The sequence below is a fragment of the Pseudomonas sp. GL_117 genome (assembly GCF_057835125.1).
In genome coordinates this window covers 5,013,077-5,034,002 of record NZ_CM174418.1, presented here as the reverse complement: position 1 = coordinate 5,034,002, position 20,926 = coordinate 5,013,077, and the positions used below count along the sequence as shown (strand labels likewise).

17 protein-coding genes and 2 tRNA genes are annotated in these 20,926 nt (G+C 60.6%); 9 read left to right on the top strand and 10 right to left on the bottom strand.

All coding sequences use genetic code 11. The annotated features are described in order from the left end of the window. The first annotated feature begins 37 nt into the window (after nucleotides 1-37). The gene (gene thrC, locus AC3ISR_RS22920; RefSeq protein ID WP_192299519.1) at nucleotides 38-1,447 is read left to right on the top strand and encodes a threonine synthase; all 1,410 of its coding nucleotides are present in this window, start codon (nucleotides 38-40) and stop codon (nucleotides 1,445-1,447) included. A gap of 356 nt (nucleotides 1,448-1,803) precedes the next feature. Next, complete coding sequence (locus AC3ISR_RS22915) at nucleotides 1,804-2,088, top strand: DUF3509 domain-containing protein (RefSeq protein WP_192299518.1); 285 nt, start codon at nucleotides 1,804-1,806, stop codon at nucleotides 2,086-2,088. A gap of 170 nt (nucleotides 2,089-2,258) precedes the next feature. Here the strand turns inward: AC3ISR_RS22915 and AC3ISR_RS22910 are convergent, their stop codons facing one another. Both AC3ISR_RS22910 and AC3ISR_RS22905 read right to left on the bottom strand, forming a co-directional pair. Then, nucleotides 2,259-3,143: a TIGR02285 family protein gene (locus AC3ISR_RS22910; RefSeq protein WP_192299517.1), complete on the bottom strand. Its 885-nt coding sequence runs from the start codon at nucleotides 3,141-3,143 to the stop codon at nucleotides 2,259-2,261. Then, nucleotides 3,143-4,342, bottom strand: coding sequence for a CaiB/BaiF CoA transferase family protein (locus AC3ISR_RS22905; protein WP_192299516.1), 1,200 nt, complete (start codon nucleotides 4,340-4,342; stop codon nucleotides 3,143-3,145). Before AC3ISR_RS22905 ends, AC3ISR_RS22910 begins: the two co-directional genes overlap by 1 nt. A gap of 148 nt (nucleotides 4,343-4,490) precedes the next feature. Between AC3ISR_RS22905 and AC3ISR_RS22900 the strand changes: the two genes are divergently transcribed. Together AC3ISR_RS22900 and recJ are read left to right on the top strand one after the other, a co-directional pair. Further along, nucleotides 4,491-5,033: a YaeQ family protein gene (locus tag AC3ISR_RS22900; protein WP_192299515.1), complete on the top strand. Its 543-nt coding sequence runs from the start codon at nucleotides 4,491-4,493 to the stop codon at nucleotides 5,031-5,033. Nucleotides 5,034-5,125: 92 nt separating this feature from the next. Further along, nucleotides 5,126-6,835, top strand: a complete 1,710-nt coding sequence (recJ, locus tag AC3ISR_RS22895) for a single-stranded-DNA-specific exonuclease RecJ (RefSeq protein WP_226456294.1) — start codon at nucleotides 5,126-5,128, stop codon at nucleotides 6,833-6,835. 137 nt (nucleotides 6,836-6,972) lie between these two features. Here the strand turns inward: recJ and AC3ISR_RS22890 are convergent, their stop codons facing one another. The 4 genes from AC3ISR_RS22890 to AC3ISR_RS22875 all read right to left on the bottom strand — a co-directional run bounded on the left by AC3ISR_RS22890 (nucleotide 6,973) and on the right by AC3ISR_RS22875 (nucleotide 11,522). Then, a complete protein-coding gene (locus AC3ISR_RS22890; RefSeq protein ID WP_226456293.1) occupies nucleotides 6,973-8,253 on the bottom strand; it encodes a virulence factor family protein in 1,281 nt (426 codons plus the stop codon). Beyond that, nucleotides 8,253-10,895 (bottom strand): bifunctional lysylphosphatidylglycerol flippase/synthetase MprF, encoded by a 2,643-nt coding sequence (mprF, locus tag AC3ISR_RS22885; RefSeq protein ID WP_226456292.1) that lies wholly within the window; start codon nucleotides 10,893-10,895, stop codon nucleotides 8,253-8,255. Before mprF ends, AC3ISR_RS22890 begins: the two co-directional genes overlap by 1 nt. 266 nt (nucleotides 10,896-11,161) lie before the next feature. Next, nucleotides 11,162-11,238, bottom strand: a tRNA-Met gene (locus AC3ISR_RS22880). A 207-nt stretch (nucleotides 11,239-11,445) separates the two neighbouring features. Beyond that, a tRNA-Met gene (locus tag AC3ISR_RS22875) sits at nucleotides 11,446-11,522 on the bottom strand. 279 nt (nucleotides 11,523-11,801) lie between these two features. On the opposite strand from AC3ISR_RS22875, the gene dinB reads away from it, so the two are divergent. After that, nucleotides 11,802-12,860, top strand: coding sequence for a DNA polymerase IV (gene dinB / locus AC3ISR_RS22870; RefSeq protein WP_192299511.1), 1,059 nt, complete (start codon nucleotides 11,802-11,804; stop codon nucleotides 12,858-12,860). A gap of 129 nt (nucleotides 12,861-12,989) precedes the next feature. Here the strand turns inward: dinB and AC3ISR_RS22865 are convergent, their stop codons facing one another. The 4 genes from AC3ISR_RS22865 to AC3ISR_RS22850 form a co-directional block, all read right to left on the bottom strand. Continuing rightward, nucleotides 12,990-13,943 carry a hypothetical protein gene (locus AC3ISR_RS22865; protein ID WP_192299510.1) on the bottom strand — a complete coding sequence of 318 codons (954 nt, stop codon included), beginning with the start codon at nucleotides 13,941-13,943 and terminating at the stop codon, nucleotides 12,990-12,992. Nucleotides 13,944-13,963: 20 nt separating this feature from the next. Continuing rightward, nucleotides 13,964-15,679 carry a proline--tRNA ligase gene (locus AC3ISR_RS22860; protein WP_192299509.1) on the bottom strand — a complete coding sequence of 572 codons (1,716 nt, stop codon included), beginning with the start codon at nucleotides 15,677-15,679 and terminating at the stop codon, nucleotides 13,964-13,966. 184 nt (nucleotides 15,680-15,863) lie between these two features. Further along, nucleotides 15,864-17,396: an AmpG family muropeptide MFS transporter gene (locus AC3ISR_RS22855; RefSeq protein WP_192299508.1), complete on the bottom strand. Its 1,533-nt coding sequence runs from the start codon at nucleotides 17,394-17,396 to the stop codon at nucleotides 15,864-15,866. A 43-nt stretch (nucleotides 17,397-17,439) separates the two neighbouring features. After that, entirely contained in the window at nucleotides 17,440-17,754 is a 315-nt protein-coding gene (locus AC3ISR_RS22850) for an MGMT family protein (RefSeq protein ID WP_017139745.1), read from the bottom strand. A 192-nt stretch (nucleotides 17,755-17,946) separates the two neighbouring features. Here AC3ISR_RS22850 and AC3ISR_RS22845 point away from each other — a divergent pair, with 192 nt between their 5' ends. The 4 genes from AC3ISR_RS22845 to AC3ISR_RS22830 all read left to right on the top strand — a co-directional run bounded on the left by AC3ISR_RS22845 (nucleotide 17,947) and on the right by AC3ISR_RS22830 (nucleotide 20,879). Further along, complete coding sequence (locus AC3ISR_RS22845) at nucleotides 17,947-18,954, top strand: DUF481 domain-containing protein (RefSeq protein WP_192299506.1); 1,008 nt, start codon at nucleotides 17,947-17,949, stop codon at nucleotides 18,952-18,954. Between the two features lie 106 nt (nucleotides 18,955-19,060). Then, nucleotides 19,061-19,792, top strand: coding sequence for a HugZ family pyridoxamine 5'-phosphate oxidase (locus AC3ISR_RS22840; protein WP_192299505.1), 732 nt, complete (start codon nucleotides 19,061-19,063; stop codon nucleotides 19,790-19,792). Between the two features lie 66 nt (nucleotides 19,793-19,858). After that, nucleotides 19,859-20,335 carry an FxsA family protein gene (locus AC3ISR_RS22835; RefSeq protein ID WP_192299504.1) on the top strand — a complete coding sequence of 159 codons (477 nt, stop codon included), beginning with the start codon at nucleotides 19,859-19,861 and terminating at the stop codon, nucleotides 20,333-20,335. Between the two features lie 247 nt (nucleotides 20,336-20,582). Beyond that, on the top strand, nucleotides 20,583-20,879 hold the full coding sequence (locus AC3ISR_RS22830; RefSeq protein ID WP_124525003.1) for a co-chaperone GroES: 297 nt from the start codon (nucleotides 20,583-20,585) through the stop codon (nucleotides 20,877-20,879). Nucleotides 20,880-20,926 lie beyond the last annotated feature (47 nt).

Here is a 20,926-nt window from a genome sequence, read left to right as displayed (position 1 = left end):
GCGGCCTCTGTTCGAGAATGTTTTAGAGGAGCCAGTCATGCGTTACATCAGCACCCGCGGCCAGGCACCGGCCCTGAATTTCGAAGATGTCCTGCTGGCAGGCCTTGCCACCGACGGCGGCCTGTACGTGCCGGAAAACCTGCCACGCTTCACCCAGGAAGAAATCGCCTCGTGGGCCGGTCTGCCGTACCACGAGCTGGCGTTCCGGGTGATGCGCCCGTTCGTCACCGGCAGCATTCCGGACGCGGATTTCAAGAAGATTCTGGAAGAGACGTACGGCGTGTTTTCCCACAACGCTATCGCCCCTCTGCGCCAGTTGAACGGCAACGAATGGGTCCTGGAGCTGTTCCACGGCCCCACCCTGGCGTTCAAGGACTTCGCACTGCAACTGCTGGGTCGCCTGCTGGACTACGTGCTGCAAAAGCGCGGCGAGCGCGTGGTGATCATCGGCGCCACCTCCGGTGATACCGGTTCGGCGGCCATCGAAGGCTGCAAGCACTGCGAAAACGTCGACATCTTTATCCTGCACCCGCACAAGCGCGTGTCGGAAGTGCAGCGTCGGCAGATGACCACCATCTTCGGCGAGAACATCCATAACATCGCCATCGAAGGCAACTTCGATGACTGCCAGGAAATGGTCAAGAACAGCTTCGCCGACCAGAGCTTCCTGAAGGGCACACGCCTGGTGGCGGTGAACTCGATCAACTGGGCGCGGATCATGGCCCAGATCGTCTATTACTTCCACGCCTCGCTACAGCTGGGTGGCCCGGCCCGTTCCGTGTCGTTCTCGGTGCCGACCGGCAACTTCGGCGACATCTTCGCCGGCTACCTGGCGCGCAACATGGGCCTGCCGATCAACCAGTTGATCGTCGCCACCAACCGAAACGACATCCTGCATCGCTTCATGAGCGGCAATCAGTACGTCAAGGAGACCCTGCACGCCACGCTGTCGCCGTCCATGGACATCATGGTCTCGTCGAACTTCGAACGCCTGCTGTTCGACATGCACGGTCGCAACGGTGCAGCCATTGCCGGCTTGATGGACACCTTCAAGCGCGGCGGCGGTTTCAGTGTGGATGAAGAGCGCTGGACCGAAACCCGCAAGCTGTTCGACTCCCTGGCCGTGGACGACGCGCAGACCTGCGAAACCATCGCAGAAGTCTATGCCCAGACCGGCGAGCTGCTGGACCCGCACACCGCCATTGGTGTGAAGGCCGCCCGCGAATGCCGTCGCAGCCTGGACATTCCGATGGTGATCCTGGGCACCGCGCATCCGGTCAAATTCCCGGAAGCGGTGGAGAAGGCCGGTGTCGGCAAGGCCCTGGAATTGCCGGTGCACTTGGCTGACCTGTTCGAACGTGAAGAACGTTGCACAGTCTTGGCCAATGACCTGAAGGCTGTGCAGACGTTTGTGAGCCAGCACGGAAATCGTGGCAAGCCGCTCTGATTCAATAGCTTTGCGAGGTTGCTCAAGCCCGTCTTCGTGACGGGCTTTTTTATTGGGGCAAGCCATACCCATGGGTTAACGACGTTTTTTGTTTTTGGCAGGCCCGGCCGAGCGCTATGAGAATAGCTTCTGCGCGACCACTATTACGCTGCCGACAGCGGCATAAAAGCCTGTTGCGTAAGTATTTATGTGCGCCGTTTTTTGCCTGTCATGTAGCAAGCGCATGCTGGAATCCGTCACCCATGACGCCCCCATAAAGACGATAAAGCGAACTTTCCTACGTCACAAACAGTCACTTAGGATAGATGCAGCTCCCGTTGAAACGATTGTTCCCGAACTATTGAGTGGTGATCGAGATGGAAAGTATCAGCCTATTGCTCGAAGAAGCACTGAGCCCTTATCAGGTTACGCTGACCACCTCTGGTGTGCAGGCCGAGTGCCTGGTAACCGTGAAGAACCCTGCTGGCGCCATCGTGGTCGAGCGTGAAGTCGACCGCGCCCAATTGATGGACAAGCGCGTGCTGGTGGATGTGGTGGATTGCCTGCTGCGCGACATCAAGATTGCCGAAGGGCGCCTGGAGCCCTCGGTCATTGCGGCCTTGCGCAACGCAGCCCAGACCCGCAGCGCCGCCGTTGCATGAAGAATTGTTTAATCATGGAAACTTCCTACGGCATGGCCGGTCAGATTTCGTAACAGCAAGAGCAAACATTGTGCTCCGGTGTTTGTGCCTTGCTGTACTGGTCTTTGTAGGCCACGTTTAACCCCGAAGTGTCTCCCCACTCTTCGGGGTTTCTTTTTGCCCGGGATTTGTCACTGCTCCGGGAAGTCCTGGAAAAAGCTCGGGTTGTCCCGCAGGTAACGTTCGCGCATGACCGGGTCCAGCCACGACGCATACGATTGCTGCACCTGCTCCAATGGAATCTCACGCAGCACTTGATTGATTCGCGCTATGGCCTGGCGACCCAGGGGTGTATCCGAGCAGGCAATGTGCGTGTGTTGGTAAGGTGCTGTGCCCTTGATGGGATAGAAGCTCAGGTCGTCGGTGGCAATGCCCTGTTGCTGGGCGTGGTAGCGGATCTCCGGCCAGTAACCCAGTACCGCCTCCAGGCGTCCCAGGCGCTGCATTTGCAACAGGCTGCCCAAGGCATCGTTGCCGTAGTGAAGGGCGAGCGTGTGGGTATCGGCGTGCTTGAGCTGCTCATCGATGACCGGTCCGTAGCTGCGCTCCGCGATCGCGCCCACCCGTGTCTTGTGGGCATCGAGGAAGGCCTGCAGGTCAAACTGGCCCTCGATGATGTAGGGCTTCATCGCGTCCAATTGGCTGTGCCGGATCGCGATGCCATTGCTGGCAACCACAAATGCCTGGCTGGAAAACACGATGTACTTGGCGCGATCTGGCGTCCACAGCAATGACGGGTCGCAGGTGAACGTAGGTTCGCGCAGCATCTGCATGCCACGCGCGCGATTGACGTGCTGCACCTGATGCCGGTACTCCGGCAAGTGTTCGATGAGAATCGGCAGCAACTGGTCCAGCGCGCCCTGGCCTTTGCCCGGCCCCTCGAAAATGGTCAGCGGCGGCAAGTCGCGCAGCAGCCAGATCAAGGTGTCTTCGGCATGCGCCGTTGCAGGCAGCCCACCCAGTATTGCGCAAGCGAGGCACCACTGGATGAACCAGCATCTGCACCGGTGGGCCATCAGATCGCGCCTTCCTCACGCAAACGCACAATGGCGGCAGCGTCGTAGCCCAGTTCAGCGAGTACCACGCTGTTGTGTTCACCCAGTTGCGGCCCGACCCATTCGCAACTGCCTGGGGTGTCCGACAGTTTCGGCACGATGCCTGGCATCTTGAAGTCCTTGCCGCCGGGCAGTTTGGCCTGGAGGAACATTTCCCTGGCGAGAAATTGCGGGTCGCCCAGCATGTCTTCGGCGCTGTAGATGCGACTGGCGGGTACCTCGGCGTTGTTCAATGCTTCGACCACCTGATCCAGCGCAAGCGAATTGACCCAGCGATCAATCACGCCATACAGCTCGTCGCGGCGGCTGTCGCGCCCGTCATTGCTGGCCAGTTGCGGATCATTGGCCAGGTCTTCGCGACCAATGGCCAGCATGAACCGCTTGAAGATCGCATCACCGTTGGCGCCGATCTGTACGTGCTTGCCATCGGCGCTGGTATGGATCGACGACGGTGTAATGCCCGGCATGATGTTGCCGGTGCGCTCGCGGATAAATCCGAAGACATCGAACTCGGGGATCATGCTTTCCATCATGGCGAAGATGGCCTCATACAGCGCCACGTCCACCACCTGGCCCAGCCCGCCATTCACCTCGCGATGACGCAGCGCCATCAACGCGCCGATCACCGCCCACAGCGCGGCAATCGAGTCGCCGATGGAAATCCCCGTACGCACCGGCGGGCGGTCCTCGAAGCCGGTGATGTAGCGCAGGCCGCCCATGGATTCGCCCACCGCGCCAAAACCCGGCTGGTCTTTCATGGGCCCGGTCTGGCCAAACCCCGACAGGCGCACCATCACCAGCTTGGGGTTCAGTGCATGCAAGGTTTCCCAGCTCAGGCCGAGCTTCTCCAGCACGCCGGGGCGGAAGTTTTCGATAAGGATGTCGGCGTCGGCCAGCAGCTGTTTAAGGATCGCCAAACCCTGTGGGTGCTTGAGGTTCAGCGTCAACGACTGCTTGTTGCGCGCCTGCACGAACCACCACAGCGAAGTGCCTTCATACAACTTGCGCCATTTGCGTAACGGGTCGCCGCCGTCCGGGGATTCGACCTTGATCACCTCGGCACCGAACTCGGCACAGATCCGTGACGCAAACGGGCCAGCGATCAGGGTGCCCAGTTCGATGACTTTCAGCCCGGCAAGTGGTTTGGCGGTAAACGACATGAGGATCCTTGCAAACATGAGACGGTGGTGTGATGCCTTTTAACATAGGCGAGCGGCCCAGGGATAAGGATGATGCAGCGCAGTATTCGTTGAATGGCCTCGCCATCGGTTAGACTGGCCGCCTTTCCCTGTCTCTAGAAGTCCGTTCATGGCCCAGCCGTCCACGACCTACAAATTCGAACTCAATCTCACCGACCTCGATCGTTCGGTGTACGAGAGCGTCAAACAGACCATCGCCCGGCATCCTTCGGAAACCGAAGAGCGCATGACCGTGCGCCTGCTGGCCTACGCCCTCTGGTACAACGAACAGTTGTCGTTCGGTCGTGGCCTGTCAGATGTAGACGAACCAGCCCTGTGGGAAAAAAGCCTGGATGACCGGGTTTTGCATTGGATCGAAGTTGGCCAGCCTGATGCCGACCGCCTGACCTGGTGCTCGCGCCGCACCGAGCGCACCAGCCTGCTGGCCTATGGCAGCCTGCGTGTGTGGGAAGGCAAGGTGGTGCCGGTGGCGAACAACCTCAAGAACGTGCACATCGCAGCTGTGCCGCAGGACGTCCTGGAGATCCTGGCCAAGGACATGCCGCGCGTTATCAAGTGGGACGTGATGATCAGCGAAGGCACGATGTTCGTGACTGACGACCGTGGCCAGCACGAAGTGCAGCTGCAATGGCTGGTCGGCGAACGCGGCTGAACCTGCAGCAGCAGGCAGCTCCCACAAAGGGCCTGTGCCGTTTTCACTATTGCTGTTTAACCGTTGTATCGAAGAGAAGCCTTCCTCACCCCATGCGTATCGATCCCCGCCCGTTGCCCGCCGTCCTGCCGTTTCTCGGTGATCTGCCACCGCTGTTGACCCGCCTCTACGCCGCACGCGGGGTACAGTCCGAAGCCGAGCTGGATAAAAGCCTGGCGCGGTTGATTCCCTATCAGCAGCTCAAGGGCATCGACGCGGCGGTGGATTTGCTGGTGACGGCCCTGGAACAGCGCCAGCGCATCCTGATCGTCGGCGACTTTGACGCCGATGGCGCCACTGCCAGCACCGTGGGCACCCTCGGCCTGCGTTTGCTCGGTGCGGCCCATGTCGATTACCTGGTGCCCAACCGCTTCGAATACGGCTACGGCCTGACCCCGGAAATCGTCGCCGTGGCCTTGCAGCGCGAGCCGCAGTTGCTGATCACTGTGGACAACGGCATTTCCAGTGTCGAAGGCGTGGCGGCGGCGAAAGCGGCGGGGCTGCAAGTGTTGGTCACCGACCACCACTTGCCGGGCGATGAGCTGCCGGCGGCGGATGCCATCGTCAACCCGAACCAGCCAGGTTGCGAGTTCCCCAGCAAGGCCCTGGCCGGCGTGGGGGTGATCTTTTACGTGCTGATGGCCCTGCGTGCGCGTTTGCGCAGCCTGGGCTGGTACGAGAACAAACCCCAACCGAACATCGGCGAGTTGCTCGACCTGGTGGCCCTGGGCAGCGTGGCCGACGTGGTGCCGTTGGACGCCAACAACCGTATCCTGGTGCACCAGGGCCTGGAGCGTATCCGCGCCGGGCGTGCGCGGCCAGGGATCAAGGCGATCCTCGAAGTGGCCAAGCGCGACGCGGCGCGCATCACCTCCACCGACCTGGGCTTTATCCTCGGGCCACGCCTCAACGCAGCCGGACGCCTGGATGACATGAGCCTGGGCATCGAGTGCCTGCTTACCACCGACTTCGCCGCCGCGCGGGAAATGGCGGCGCAACTGGATGGCATGAACCAGGACCGCAAATCCATCGAACAAGGCATGCAGCGCGAGGCCCTGGCCCAGCTCAAGGACTTGCCGGTGGAGTCGATGCCGTACGGTTTGTGCCTGTTCGACCCGGAATGGCACCAGGGCGTGATTGGCATCCTGGCGTCGCGCATGAAGGAGCGCTACTTCCGCCCGACCATCGCCTTCGCCGATGCCGGTGATGGCTTGCTCAAGGGCTCAGGGCGCTCTGTACCGGGCTTTCACATCCGCGACGCGCTGGCGGTGGTCGCGAGCCAGCATCCCAACCTGATCGCTAAATACGGCGGCCACGCCATGGCGGCGGGGCTGACATTGCCCGAGGAAAATTTCCCACTGTTTGCCGAAGCCTTTGATGCTGAAGTGCGTCGGCAACTGCGCGAAGAAGACCTCACCGGGCGCCTGCTGTCCGATGGCACCCTGGCAGTCGAAGAGTTTCACCTGGAACTGGCCCGCGCCTTGCGCCACGCCGGCCCGTGGGGGCAGCACTTTCCCGAGCCGTTGTTTCACGGGGTGTTTCAGTTGGTGGAACAGCGCGTGGTAGGGGAGCGGCACCTGAAGGTGGTGCTCAAGAGCGAATGCGGGTCGGTGAAGCTCGATGGCATTGCGTTTGGGGTGGACCGCGAGGTGTGGCCGAATCCGACGGTGAAGTGGGTGGAGCTGGCCTACAAGCTGGATGTGAATGAATTTCGGGGCAATGAAACGGTGCAACTGATGATTGCGCACATCGAGCCACGCTAGACCTTAATCACACCACGAAACAAATGTGGGAGCGGGCTTGCTCGCGAATACGGAGTGTCAGTCAAAGTTGCTGTGACTGATCTACCGCTTTCGCGAGCAAGCCCGCTCCCACATTGGGTTTTGCGTATGGCGCAGGATTACTCGGCCTTGGCCTGGTGCTTGACGATGATGTCCACCAAGCGCTTGGCCAGCGCCGGGTAGTTCTCATCAAAGTGATGCCCACCGGGTAGCTTCAAGGCTTCGCCTACAGCGGTTTTGTCGGTGCAGCCACTCTCGTCGACTTCTTCCGCACCGTAGATGCACACCACCTTCTCCGGCGGCAGCTTGGCCATTTCCGGGCCGGTCGCGGCTTCCTTGCCGGCGTTGCCAAGCCAGCCTTCCACTTCGATTTCAAAGCTGCCGGTACGGGCGAATGCCAGCAGGATGATCGCATCTACCCGTTGCTGTTCGTTTTCCGGCATGCGGTTGTAGATCGCTGGCAGCACGTCGGCACCGAACGAGTAACCGGTCAGCACGAAGCGCTTGGTGCCCCATTTCTGCCGGTAGTGCTGCATCAGCTCGGTGAGGTCCTTGGCGCTTTGTTCCGGGGTCTTGTGCTGCCAGTAGTAGCGCAGGGTGTCGATGCCGACCACCGGGTAGCCGATCTTGGCCATTTCACCGGCCACGTCACGGTCCAGGTCGCGCCAGCCGCCGTCACCGGAGAGGAACAGGGTCACGGTGTCCTTGGCCTGGCCAGCGGGCACTTCGACCACCGGGATCGCCAGGCCGCCGTTGTCCGAGCCCACCAGTTGCTTACGCAGCTCGTTGTTCAGCACTTGCGGGTAATGAATGTCGTAGTCGCTGATGCTGGTGGTGGCGCGCGGTGTGTCGCGTACGAAACTGGCGCTTTCATCGTCAGGGTTATCGTTCCAGGCCACCAGCCAGTTGCCGTGGGCCGAAGTTTTCGGCAGTGGGTCCTTGCAGCCTTCCTGCACCAGGGCGAAACCGACGGAGATGGCATTGGCCTTGTCGTCGTTCTGTGTCGCCAGCCAGCGCCAGGCGAGGGCTGCGCCAGGGCCGATGCCGCTGACCAGGGTGGCCGGGCCTTTGAGCTGGGCCAGGGCGCCTTGCAGCGCTTGTTCCTGCAACTTGCAGTCATCCTTTGGCAGGATCACTTGGACGATTTGTGCTTTGCCGCCCTGGCTCAGGGCAATCAGTTGGCTGTCGGTCAGGGTTTCTTCGGCCATCACGGCCACCGCTACGCGAGCTTTTGGCGTGCCGTTCGGGGTTACGCGGGTGATCACCGAACCGTCGGCCTGGGGCAATTGCTCCAGGGTCGGCTGCGGGGCAGGGCGGCTCCAGTACCAAAAGCCAGCGCCCGCGACCAGGGCGAGCAGCACTACCAGGGCCAATACATACCGCCAGGAACGTCGAATCATCAGCGTTTCACCAATCCAGTCAAGCCGCCCGCGATCAGGGCGGCGGTATCGGCCAGTGCCACCAGCGGATCAAGTCCTGCGGGCACGGCCATGTAACGGGGTTCCCAGTCTGGCTGGAACTTGTCTTTGAAGCGGCGCAAACCTTGGAAGTTATACAGTTGCTCGCCACGGCGGAACACCATCGAACCCAGGCGCTGGGTCAGCGGTGCGCCGCGACGTGGCTGCAGGCCCGACAACGGCACCATGCCGAGGCTGAAGCGGGCGTAGCCATGACTCTTATAGTGTTGAATCAGGCCGACCATCATGAACTCCATGGTCAACTTGGGTGCGTCCGGGTGGGCACGCATCAGGTCGAGGCTGGCCAGGTCATGGTTGTACGTCTCGAGCAGGTTGGCGAAGGCCACCGGGCGCCCTTCGAAGCGAATGATCGCAATGCGAAAGTGCTTGAGGTAGTCGTCGCTGAAACGGCCCAGGGAAAAACCCTTTTCCCGCACGTTCTTGCCGGTCAGCCAGGCGTCGGAAATGACTTTGAGCTCATCCATCGGCGCGGTGCCCGGTTCATGGATCTCCAGGGACAGGCCGTCCCGGGTGCCACGGTTCCAGGTGTAGCGCAGGTCCTTCATCTCTTTGCCCTTGGCTTCCAGGTCAAAGCGTTTCAGGTCGACGCGGGCTTCCTCGCCCAGTTTGATCGCGGTCAGGCCGATGTCCATGTAGTACGGCAGGTTTTCCGCACGCACCTGATAGAACACCGGGCGGGCGTGGTGGATGTCGCATAGGTCACGGAATTGCCAGATCATTTCGGCGCGAGGTTGGGTCGGGCCGATCGGATCGTACAAGGCTACCAGGCTGCGGCCACGACGGGCGTACATGAGGAAAGCTTCATCATTGGGATGAAACAGCAGCGCCTTGTCGCCGGTCAGCGCCAGGCCGCCGTCGGGCTGGGACGAGGCCATCAGGATCTTGCTGGCGCGCTCCAGTTCGTCAGGTGTCGGCAGGTGGATCACCGGGCGCGCAGTACGCAGCAGCCAGGTCAGGGACACGATCACCAGCAACACGGCGGCGCCCAGCAGCGAGCGCAGGCCGCGGGGGGCGTTGGCGTCCAGGGTGAACTGCCACCACAGCTGATGGCTGTACGGTACGTCCTGGTAAGCGAACAGCAGCAGCCAGATCGACGCCCCGAGCACACAGACGCTGGCCACCAGGTACAGCGGCGAGAACGGCAGTTCGGTGAGGCGGCTGGCGCGGTAGAACGAGCGTCGGAAGATCGCCAGCAGGATCGCGGTCATGGTCATCAAGCTGGCTTCTTCCCAATCGAAGCCTTTGAGGAGCGAGAGCAGGGCGCCCGCCAGCAACAGCACCATGGTCAGCATCCAGGCGGCCGACAGGCGTCGACGCAGGCCCTGGGCCAACAGCAGGCACAACACGCCGATCAGGCTGGCGCCAAAGTGCGAGGCGTCAATCAGGCGGTGGGGAATCAGGAAGCCGATGTTTTCCAGGCGTGAGTCGATTTCTGGCGTGGCGCCGGAAAACAGCAGGACCACGCCGGACAAAAAAACCAGCACGGCCAACACCGGTGCCGCGAGGCCTGAGGCAACCCGCAGGCTTTGCTGGGTCTGGAACAGGCGCTGGGCTTCGTTGACCAGCAGGAATACGCAGGCGATCAGCAGCGGCAGCACCACGTAGATCATGCGGTACAGCAGCAGAGCGGCGGCCAGCGGCGCGGCGCCGAGCTTATCGGCAAAGGCCGCGAGCAGGATGGCTTCGAAAACCCCCACACCCCCCGGCACATGGCTGAGCACACCGGCGGCGAGGGCCAGCAGGTACACCAGCAGGAACGGACCAAACGGTGGCGCTTCCGGCAGCAGCATATAAAGGACGGTGGCGGCAGCGGCGACGTCGAGTGCGGTGATGACCAGTTGCAGGAAGGTCAGACGCGCGCCGGGCAGGCGCAGGGTGCGACGGCCGATCTTGACCAGCAGGTTGTCGGCAAACGGTTGCTCCGGCAGGCGGCGGCGATAGAGGCCGACGCACAGTGCGATCGACAGCAGCAGCACCGCACCGGCGACACCGCCGAGCAAACCTTGCGACAAATTCAGTGCCGTGGCCGCGGCGGGCAGGTTGCTCAAGGTGGCCAGGGCGGCGAGAGGGGGCAGGGCACAACCGAGCGCCAGGCTGGCGAACACGGTCATGCGGGCGACTTCCGAAGCGCCAATACCGTGGCGAGCATACAGGCGGTAACGCACCGAGCCGCCGGAGAGCATCGACAGGCCAATCGCGTTGCCAATGGCAAAGGCGGTGAAACCGCCATGGGCCAGGGTCTTGGCCGGTAACTTCACCCCGGCATAGCGTGCGCCGGAGAATTCGTAGCCCAGCAGAATGACGAACCCGGCCACCGCTGCGGCAAACGCACCCAGCAGGGCAGGCTTGGGCACTTCCAGGATCGAGTCGTGGAGAGCGTAGAGATCCAGTTCCAGCAGCAAGTGTCGGCAAGCGATCAGGGCGATAGCAAACAGCAACAGGGTGACGGCCAATCCGATGGGTTGGCGGTATTTGCTCAACAGATCCAGCCAGCGCAAACGGGTGGGAGTGATCGGTTGTTCTGCTGTGACGGTGTCTTGTGGTTCAGACGAGTTGGCGCGCATCAATCACCTCGTGGATTGTGCGCGACAGGATGGAGGTATCCAGCCAAGTTACCAATCCCTATGGACAAAATAATTACAAATATTAACGCGTATCGCCGGGGGCGGCGACTGCGGCCATTGGTCGTAGAGGATTAAGCATAGCGTGCGATGAAATGGACTCTACAAACCGTGTACGGTTTCATGAAAGATGCCATGTCATTGTTTCAGAAGAACTTTTTCACCGGATACAAAAAAGGCCACTCTTTCGAGTAGCCTTTTTTGATGTTTGGTTGCGGGAGCCGGATTTGAACCGACGACCTTCGGGTTATGAGCCCGACGAGCTACCAGACTGCTCCATCCCGCGTCTGTGGGCGGCATTCTACAGCCAAGCGGCGGGGTGTCAACCGTTAATCAACTAATGGGTCAAATAAGTGTGAATTGACGGTCATCGGTTGGCCGTGCGCGGTAAGTGCGCGATGGGGAAAGACTTTTTTGTCTTACAATTTTCATACATACCCAAAACAGGCGCGCACAAAAAAGGCCACTCTTTCGAGTAGCCTTTTTTGATGTTTGGTTGCGGGAGCCGGATTTGAACCGACGACCTTCGGGTTATGAGCCCGACGAGCTACCAGACTGCTCCATCCCGCGTCTGTGTGTCGGCATTCTACAGAGGATCGCTGGGGTGTCAACCGCTGAATTGAAGAAAAGCGCTTGTGGTTCAATCGCTTAGCTCTCCATGAAGGCCTCTGGAAGCGCTCCAGGCCAGTGTGGCCGAGGGTTTCAGCTCTATTGGGATGCCGAATTCGATTGAGAAAATAAATTCATCTGGGATATTTCCTACCGCTTAAGCGGAAGATTCAAACTACTGGTGCTATATACAGGGGTGAGTGCGATACTGGCGATCCGTTGAATCAACCCTCTGTTTATATGACGCAACGCAAAATCATCCACGTCGACTGTGATTGCTTCTACGCTGCCATCGAGATGCGTGATGACCCGAGCCTGGCGCAAAAGCCGCTGGCGGTCGGTGGCTCGGCAGACAGGCGAGGGGTGATCGCCACCTGCAACTACGAAGCCCGGGCCTATGGCGTGCGTTCGGCCATGTCTTCACGCCACGCCCTGAAGCTCTGCCCGGACCTGACCATCGTCAAGCCGCGCATGGACGCCTATAAGGAAGCGTCGAAGGAAATCCAGACGATTTTTCGCGACTACACCGACCTGATCGAACCGCTGTCGCTGGATGAGGCCTACCTGGATGTCTCTGATAGCCCACACTTTGGCGGCAGTGCCACGCGTATCGCCCAGGACATTCGCCGCCGGGTTTCCAACCAGCTGCACATCACCGTGTCCGCAGGCGTAGCGCCGAACAAATTCCTGGCCAAGATCGCCAGTGACTGGAAGAAGCCCAACGGCCTGTTTGTGATTACCCCCGACCAGGTCGAAGACTTTGTCTCGCAGCTACGGGTGAGCAAGTTGCACGGTGTGGGCAAGGTCACCGCCGACAAGCTGGCACGCCTGGGTATCGAGGATTGTCTGCAACTGCGGGAATGGAACAAGCTGGCACTGGTGCGCGAATTCGGCAGTTTTGGCGAGCGGCTCTGGAGCCTGGCCCGTGGGATTGATGACCGGGCAGTGCAGAACGACAGTCGCCGGCAATCGATCAGCGTGGAAAACACCTACGATGTGGACCTGCCGGATCTCTCAAGCTGCCTGGCAAAACTGCCTGAACTGATGGAAACCCTGGCTGGGCGCATGGCGCGTATCGACAGCAGTTATCGTGCGGGCAAGCCGTTCGTCAAGGTGAAGTTTCATGACTTTACCCAGACCACTTTGGAGCAGGCGGGGGCAGGGCGGGATCTGGAGAGTTATCAACAGCTGCTGACGCAGGCGTTTAATCGGGGTGGGAAGCCGGTGCGGTTGCTGGGGATTGGGGTGCGCTTGCTGGATCTGAGCAGCGGCAATGAACAACTCGAATTTTCCTGGTAAAACCGGATAGAACTGTGGGAGCTGGCTTGCCTGCGATAGCGGTGGATCAGCCCGTTATATGCAAGCTGGTTCACCGCAATCGCGGGCAAGCCCGCTCCCACATTTTTGATATTTAGCTGTCTTAAAGTTTTAGCGAGCCCCAGGGTCCGCCACCAACCGCCCCGCATCCTTGGTCAACGCCTGCAAAAACTCCTGCTGCAACTCGGGGTCATTGCGCGTCAGTTCGATCAGGCTTTGTTCCAGCTCGCTGGCTTCTTCCTCCAGGCCCAACTCCGACAGGCGTTTGACTCGGTGCACCCACTGGTTCACCTCGTCATCCTCCAGGTCGTCATAGATCAGGCCGTGGGCTTCGAGCAACTTGCCGCGCAGGTTGCTGCTGATCGCCAGGGTCGAGTCCGAATGCACGTCGTCCTGGCCATCTTCCACACTGATTTTCAGGGTGGTGACGCGGTTCAGGTCTTGCTCGGCAAATGGGCTGTCCAGCAGGTTCAGGCGCAGGACGCCGTTACGGTCGGTGGTCAACTCATGGGTTTGCTTGCCAGCGGTAACCTGTACCGGACGTTCGCTCCAGGGCAGGCTCGAATACTCCACGCGCTTGTCGCGCTGGACTTCATCGATACCCGCCAGGTTCTGTTGCGCACGGCCGTGGGATTGCACGTTCATGAACGGGTTGAGGCCGTCCACGCCGTAGGTGAGCCAGTCGCGGGTCACGCTGGCCGGCAGGTTGCCAAGGGCGAAGATATTCACCACGTTGGCGCCCGCGCCGGCCACCAGGGCGACGGCACCCAAAGGCATCTCATAGAGTTTGCGCCAGGGCTGGTAGGGGGTGTAGCGGTCATAACGACGGGTGACTTCGAACTCGGTGACCTCAAAGGTCTTCTGCTCGTGAATCCGGACCCGGCGTTGCGGCAGCTCCAGCACTTTGGGTTCGCCTACATCAATCTGCAGGCTGTGGTCGAGCAACTTACGCTCGACCCGCTCCTCGTGCTCACTGCGTTGCGACATCTGGTTGGCGCAGCCGCTGACCAGCAGGGCGCCGCACAAGGCGGCGCCCCCCAGGGCTCTGGTGTTTCGCTTGAACATGACTTCTCTTGATCTGGTTTTCAGCGACGAATACGCGCCTGAAGGAAAGACAGCACGTCAGCCACCGGCAACGGTTGGGCTTCGGCTTCGGTCCGGCTCTTGTATTCCAGATTGCCATCGGCCAGGCCGCGGTCACTGACCACGATCCGGTGCGGGATGCCAATCAGTTCCATGTCGGCGAACTTGATGCCCGGGCTGGTTTTCTTGTCCCGGTCATCCAGCAATACTTCAAAACCGGCGGCCGTCAGTTCGGCATACAGTTTGTCGGTGGCTTCGCGTACCAGTTCGGTCTCATAACGCAGGGGGACCAGGGCGATCTGGAACGGCGCCAGGGTGTCGCTCCAGATGATGCCGTTTTCGTCGTTGTTCTGCTCGATGGCAGCGGCAACCACGCGGGAAACGCCGATGCCATAGCAGCCCATTTCCAGGATCACCGGCTTGCCGTTCTCGCCCAGCACTTTGCAGTTCATCGCCTGGCTGTATTTGTTGCCCAGCTGGAAGATGTGCCCGACTTCGATGCCGCGCTTGATTTCCAGGGTGCCCTTGCCATCCGGGCTCGGGTCGCCGGCGACGACATTACGCAGGTCGGCCACGGTCGGAACCGGCAGGTCACGTTCCCAGTTCACTCCGAAGTAGTGCTTGTCGTCGATGTTCGCGCCGATACCGAAGTCGCTCATCAGCTCGACCGAACGGTCGATGATGATCGGCAGCGGCAGGTTCAGCGGCCCCAGGGAGCCGGCACCGGCGCCGATGGCGTCGCGCAGTTCGGCATCGGTGGCCATGACCAGCGGGCTGGCCACGCCAGGTTGCTGGGCAGCCTTGATTTCGTTGAGTTCGTGGTCGCCACGGATCACCAGGGCGATCAGCTTGCCTTCTTCTTCGGCGCGCACGATCAGGGTCTTGATGGTCTTTTCAATCGGCAGATTGAATTTCTCCACCAGGGCCGCGATGGTCTTGGTATCCGGGGTGTCCACCAGGCGCAGTTCTTCGGCCGGCGCCGGGCGGGACGTTTCCCGTGGCACGGCTTCGGCTTTCTCGATGTTCGCCGCGTAGTCGGAACCGTTGCTGAACACGATGTCGTCTTCGCCGGATTCGGCCAGCACGTGGAACTCGTGGGAACCAGCGCCGCCGATGGAGCCGTTGTCCGCTTCAACCGGGCGGAATTTCAGGCCCAGGCGCGTGAACACGTTGCAGTAGGCCTGGTGCATGCGGTCGTAGGTGACCTGCAAGGACGCCTGGTCAGCGTGGAACGAATAGGCGTCCTTCATGATGAATTCGCGGCCGCGCATCAAGCCGAAGCGTGGGCGGATCTCATCACGGAACTTGGTCTGGATCTGATACAGGTTCAGCGGCAGCTGCTTGTAGCTGCTCAGCTCGTTGCGCATCAGGTCGGTGATCACTTCTTCGTGGGTCGGGCCGGCGCAGAAGTCGCGGCCGTGACGATCCTTGAAGCGCAGCAACTCAGGGCCGTACTCTTCCCAGCGCCCGGATTCCTGCCACAACTCAGCCGGTTGGGTGCTCGGCATCAACACTTCCAGAGAGCCGGCGGCGTTCATTTCTTCGCGAACGATGGCTTCGACCTTGCGCATCACCTTCAAGCCCATGGGCAACCAGGTGTACAGGCCGGAGGCCAGTTTGCGGATCATACCGGCACGCAGCATCAGTTGATGGCTGATCACGACCGCGTCGGAAGGCGTTTCTTTCTGTGTGGCGAGCAAATATTGACTGGTACGCATGGTAGGCCGTTGTCGGTTGCTTGGACTTGAAATGACTTGGGATTGTACGGGCGCAAGCTGTCGGAGTACAGGCATCCGAACGCAGAGGGGGATGTGGGAGCGGGCTTGCCCGCGAATGCGCAGTGTCAGGCGCTAAATCCGTTACTGACCCACCCCATTCGCGAGCAAGCCCGCTCCCACAGGTTCAGTCTTCTACCGGCGGGTTCAACCGAATCCGTCGATTCTCCTGGAACCAGTGCAACGCGATCAGAAACAGCGTTGGCACGCCGAGCATGCAGGTAATCAGGAAGAAGTTGTGATAGCCGAACTTCTCCACCATCACCCCCGAGTACCCGCCGATCAGGCGTGGCAGCAGCAGCATGATCGAGCTGAGCAGCGCATATTGTGTGGCGGAGAACTTGAGGTTGGTCAGGCTCGACAGATAGGCCACGAACGCCGAAGTGGCGAGGCCGGAACTGAAGTTATCCAGGGAGATGGTGAAGATCAGCATCTGCAGGTCCGGGCCCATGTCGGCAAGCATCACGAACAGCAGGTTGGTGCCGGCCGAGGCAATCCCGCCGATGAACAGGATCGGCAGGATACCGAACCGCACAATCAGCAAGCCGCCCATACCGGCGCCGAGCAGGGTCATGATCAGGCCGAAGATCTTGCTGACTCCGGCGATCTGGTCCTTGGTGAAGCCCTGGTCGATGTAGAACACGTTGGCCATCACGCCCATCACCGTATCGGACATGCGATAGGTGGCAATCAGCCCGAGCAGCAGCAGCGCCTGCCAGCGGTAACGCAGGATAAAGTCGTTGACCGGCGTCAGCACCGGCGCCAGGCCGCGACGGCCCATGGCTGACAGGCACAAGGCGGTGAGGGTGATATAGAGGATGGCGCGCAGGAACGCGCGGTCGTCCATCAGCAGGTCCCACACGCTCATGCCGTGGAACAGCACGCTGTCGAAATCGGTGTTGTACAGCTGGGTGAACATCGCCGGCACCGACACCAACAGCACGATCAGCACGAATACCGAGACCAGCTGGTGCACAAAACTGTAGCGTCCGGCTTGCAACTGGGTGCGCAGTGGCACGTTCGGTTCACGCATGAACAGGGTGGTCAGCAGCGCAGGCACCATCAGCACGCCAAACAGCACATAGGTGCCGAGCCACGCCGAGTGTTGATAGTTGAACCCGGTAGAGCCGAAACCTTCGGCAAAGAACAGTGCGCCGGCCGTGGCCAGCAGGGCGGCGATGCGGTAGCCGGACATGTAGCTGGCGGCCAGGGCGGCCTGGCGGGTGTCGTCGGCGATTTCCAGGCGGTAGGCGTCGACGGCAATGTCTTGGGTGGCGGACGCGAAGGCCACCACGACCGCGATGGCGATCAGCCAGGACAAGTGTTTCTGCGGGTCGCAGAAACCCATGCCGATCAATCCGAGGATCACCAGCGACTGGGCCAATACCAGCCAGGAACGACGACGTCCGAGTTTGCCCAGCAGCGGCAGGCGCCATTGGTCGAGCAGTGGCGACCAGACCCATTTAAAGGCGTAGGCCAAACCGATCAGGCTCGCATAGCCGATGGTTTCGCGAGCCACTCCGGCCTCACGCAACCACACAGAAAGCGTCGAGAACACCAACATGTAAGGCAGGCCGGCGGCAAAGCCGAGCAACAACAGGACCAACGTCGAGGGGCTGGCATAGGCAGCGAGCGCGGCGCGCCAGGTTTTACGGGGCATGGGCTGGAGTCTGCCTCAGGTTTGCGGAAACAAAGCGCGCACTCTAACCGCTGTGCTCTACCGGGCGCCAGCCATGACGCTGAATATCCACGCGATTGTTCAGGATACTGACACCTTCGCTGCGTAAACGCGCACGTTGTTCGTCGCCCGAGGCGCTGCCCACCGGCAGACTTATCCGACCGCCGGCACCCAACACCCGATGCCAGGGCAGGCGCGTGTCTTCGGGCAACTGGCTGAGGGTGCGTCCGACCCAGCGTGCGGCGCGGCCCAAACCCGCCAGATGGGCCAGCTCACCGTAGCTCACCACGCAACCTTCAGGCACTTGGGCCAGCGTCAGGTATAGCGCGGTACGGCGCATTTCGGCAGGGCTTTGCGGCGTATCGGCGGGTTGATTCACTGTGGCGCATCCGTTGAAAACATCGGTCTTATTGTAAGAAACGTCTGTAAACGTGCCGATGAGAATTGAACTCAATATAAATCCTTGAGTCAGTCCTAGCTATCTAACACGATAACGCGCCCTTTTCGCCAATCCTGAGCTCCGAATCCGCTTATGTTGTCCAGAACCCTGCTGTGCCTTGCTGTTTTCAGTGCTTCCACGCCCTTGCTGGCTGACACCGTCTGGTTGAAGAACGGTGACCGCCTGAGCGGCAAGATCAAAGTCTTCGACGGTGGCAAGCTGCTGATTCAGACCGACTACGCAGGCGCCATCCCGGTGGACTGGAAGCAGGTGAAGACCCTGGAGAGCGACCAGGAGTTGCTGGTCAAGCAGGATGCCTACACGGGCGAGAAGGCCAAGTCCCTGAGGGCGGCAGAGGATGGCAAGGTGGTGCTGGCCAACGGCGAGGCGCCGAAGACGGTCGATTTGGCCAGCATCCAGCAGATCATCAAGCCCAAGCCGGTCATCGAAGACCTGGTATGGAAGGGCAATGTCGACCTGGCGCTGGACTACAAGCGCGCCGAGAAAGACACCAATGACTACGACATCGACTTCAAGACCAGCGCGCGGCATGGCCAATGGCGCCACACCGGGCAGGGCGAGTACAACCGCGAGTTCCAGGACGACGTGACCACCACCGACAACTGGGCGCTGGAATATGACCTGGACCGCTTCCTCACCGAACACTGGTTCTGGCAGGGCCGTTTAACCTACAAGCGCGACAAGGTTGAAGACCTGTCCCGCCAGCGCACCGTCGGTACAGGCCCGGGCTACCAGTTCTGGGATGATGAACTGGGCGCGTTCTCCCTCGGCTCGCTGATCAACCGCACCGATTATGAATATGCCGAGGGCGGCAAGGACCATTTCTACTCGGCAGCGATGAAGTGGAACTACAACCGCTACCTGGTGGGCAAGACCGTCGAGTTCTTCACCATGGGCGAATTGGGCAAGCCGATCGACGGGCCGATCGATTATTCCCTGGATGCGGAAATGGGCCTGCGCTACAAAGTCACCGAATGGGCGTCCCTCAACCTCAAGGCCGAGCGCGACATCATCAGCGGCGACTCCGACAGCAGCCTGAGCAAGACCCGCTATACCGCCGGCTTCGGCGTGGCCTGGTAATAAGGCTGCACAAAACCCGCTTGGCAACCTTCGCCGATATTGATTACCTTGTGTTGAGATCCATTCCCATATGCCATGGGCGGCTGAATACCCGAGGAGTCATACGTTGAGCGCACAGGTTGCCAAGAACGCCCGAGAGCTGTTGCTCAAGGAATACCGTGGGGCTCTCGCCACACAATCGAAGGCCATGCCCGGTTTTCCCTTCGGCTCCGTGGTGCCGTACTGCCTGGACGAGCAGGGCCGCCCGCTGATCCTGATCAGCCGCATTGCCCAGCACACTCATAACCTGCAAAAAGACCCCAAGTGCTCGCTGCTGGTCGGCGAGCGCGAGGCGGACGACGTGCAAGCAGTGGGGCGCCTGACCTACCTGGCCGAGGCCGAAAAGATCGACGACCCGGCGGCGATCGAAGCGGCGGCAGAGCGTTATTACCGTTACTTTCCCGACTCGGCCAACTACCACAAGGCTCACGACTTCGACTTCTGGGTGCTCAAGCCCGTGCGTCATCGCTACATCGGCGGATTTGGCGCGATTCATTGGGTTGATCAACTCACCCTGGCCAACCCGTTCGCCGGCAAGGCCGAGCGCAGCATGATCGAGCACATGAACAGCGACCACGCCAAGGCCATCGCCCACTATGTCGCCTTGGCCGGCTTGCCTACCTCCGAACCTGCGCAACTGGCCGGCATCGACAGCGAAGGCATGCACCTGCGTATCGGCCAGTCGTTGCATTGGTTGCCCTTCGCGGAGTCTTGCAATACGCCGACACAAGTGCGCGAAGCCTTGGTTTCATTGGCTCACGCCGAGGTCTGGCCGAAAAAAACAGTGGCCAGCGCTTGAATTCACGAAACGGCGACGTCATCTAAGGTGGACTAGCAAGGCATTCTTGCGTTGAGGAACCATTTGATGCGCCCTTTTTTATTGCTCTTTCTGCTATTTCCAGTGTTGGAGCTGTTCGTCTTCGTTCAGGTCAGCGGAGCCATCGGGTTTTTCCCGGCGCTGCTGCTGATCATTCTCGGCTCGATGCTTGGCGTGCTGGTGCTGCGCGTCGCCGGCCTGGCCACTGCGCTGCGTGCCCGTGAGAGCTTGAACCGTGGCGAGCTGCCAGCCCAGACCATGCTTGAAGGCCTGATGATGGCCCTGGCCGGCGGCTTGTTGATCCTGCCGGGTTTCGTCAGCGACGTCGTTGGCCTGGTGTTGCTGTTGCCGTTCTCGCGCAAGTTGCTTGCCGGCAAGATGCGCCAGCGCGCCGAAGAGGCAGCGCTGCGCCAGCGGGCTTTCGCCGACGACCTGCAACCCCGTGGCGGCCCGGCCCCGCGCCAACCGCTGGGGCGTGAAGGGGATGTGATCGAAGGCGAGTTCGAACATCGCGACAGCAAATAACCGCTTCTTTGGCACGGCACCTTCGGGTGCCGTGTTGCTTTCAGCCGTCGGCACACGTAAAAAATTTCCGCCGAGGCCCCTTGTAATCGGCTTGTACGCCCTTATGTAACGGTCACCGCAAGGTTTCTGGTGGCAACACCAGACAGACTTCCGCGTCTTGCTTGGCGAGACGCGACCGGCACAGCCGGAATACAACCCGCCGGTACTGATACCGGCCGATGAAAAACACAATTAGGAGAGATCGACAATGAGCAAGCTTCGTCCTCTGCACGACCGCGTCGTTATCAAGCGCAGCGAAGAAGAAAAGAAAACCGCCGGCGGTATCGTTCTGCCAGGTTCGGCTGCTGAAAAAGCCAACCACGGTGTGATCGTCGCTGCAGGCCCAGGCAAGACTCTGGAAAACGGTGATGTTCGTGCGCTGGCAGTTAAAGTCGGTGACAAGGTTGTATTCGGTCCTTACTCCGGCAGCAACACTGTGAAAGTCGACGGCGAAGACCTGCTGGTTATGGCTGAGAACGAGATTCTCGCCGTTCTGGAAGACTGATTTCCCCGCTCATTTTCCCGTTACTACAAAGTATTTAAGGAATATCG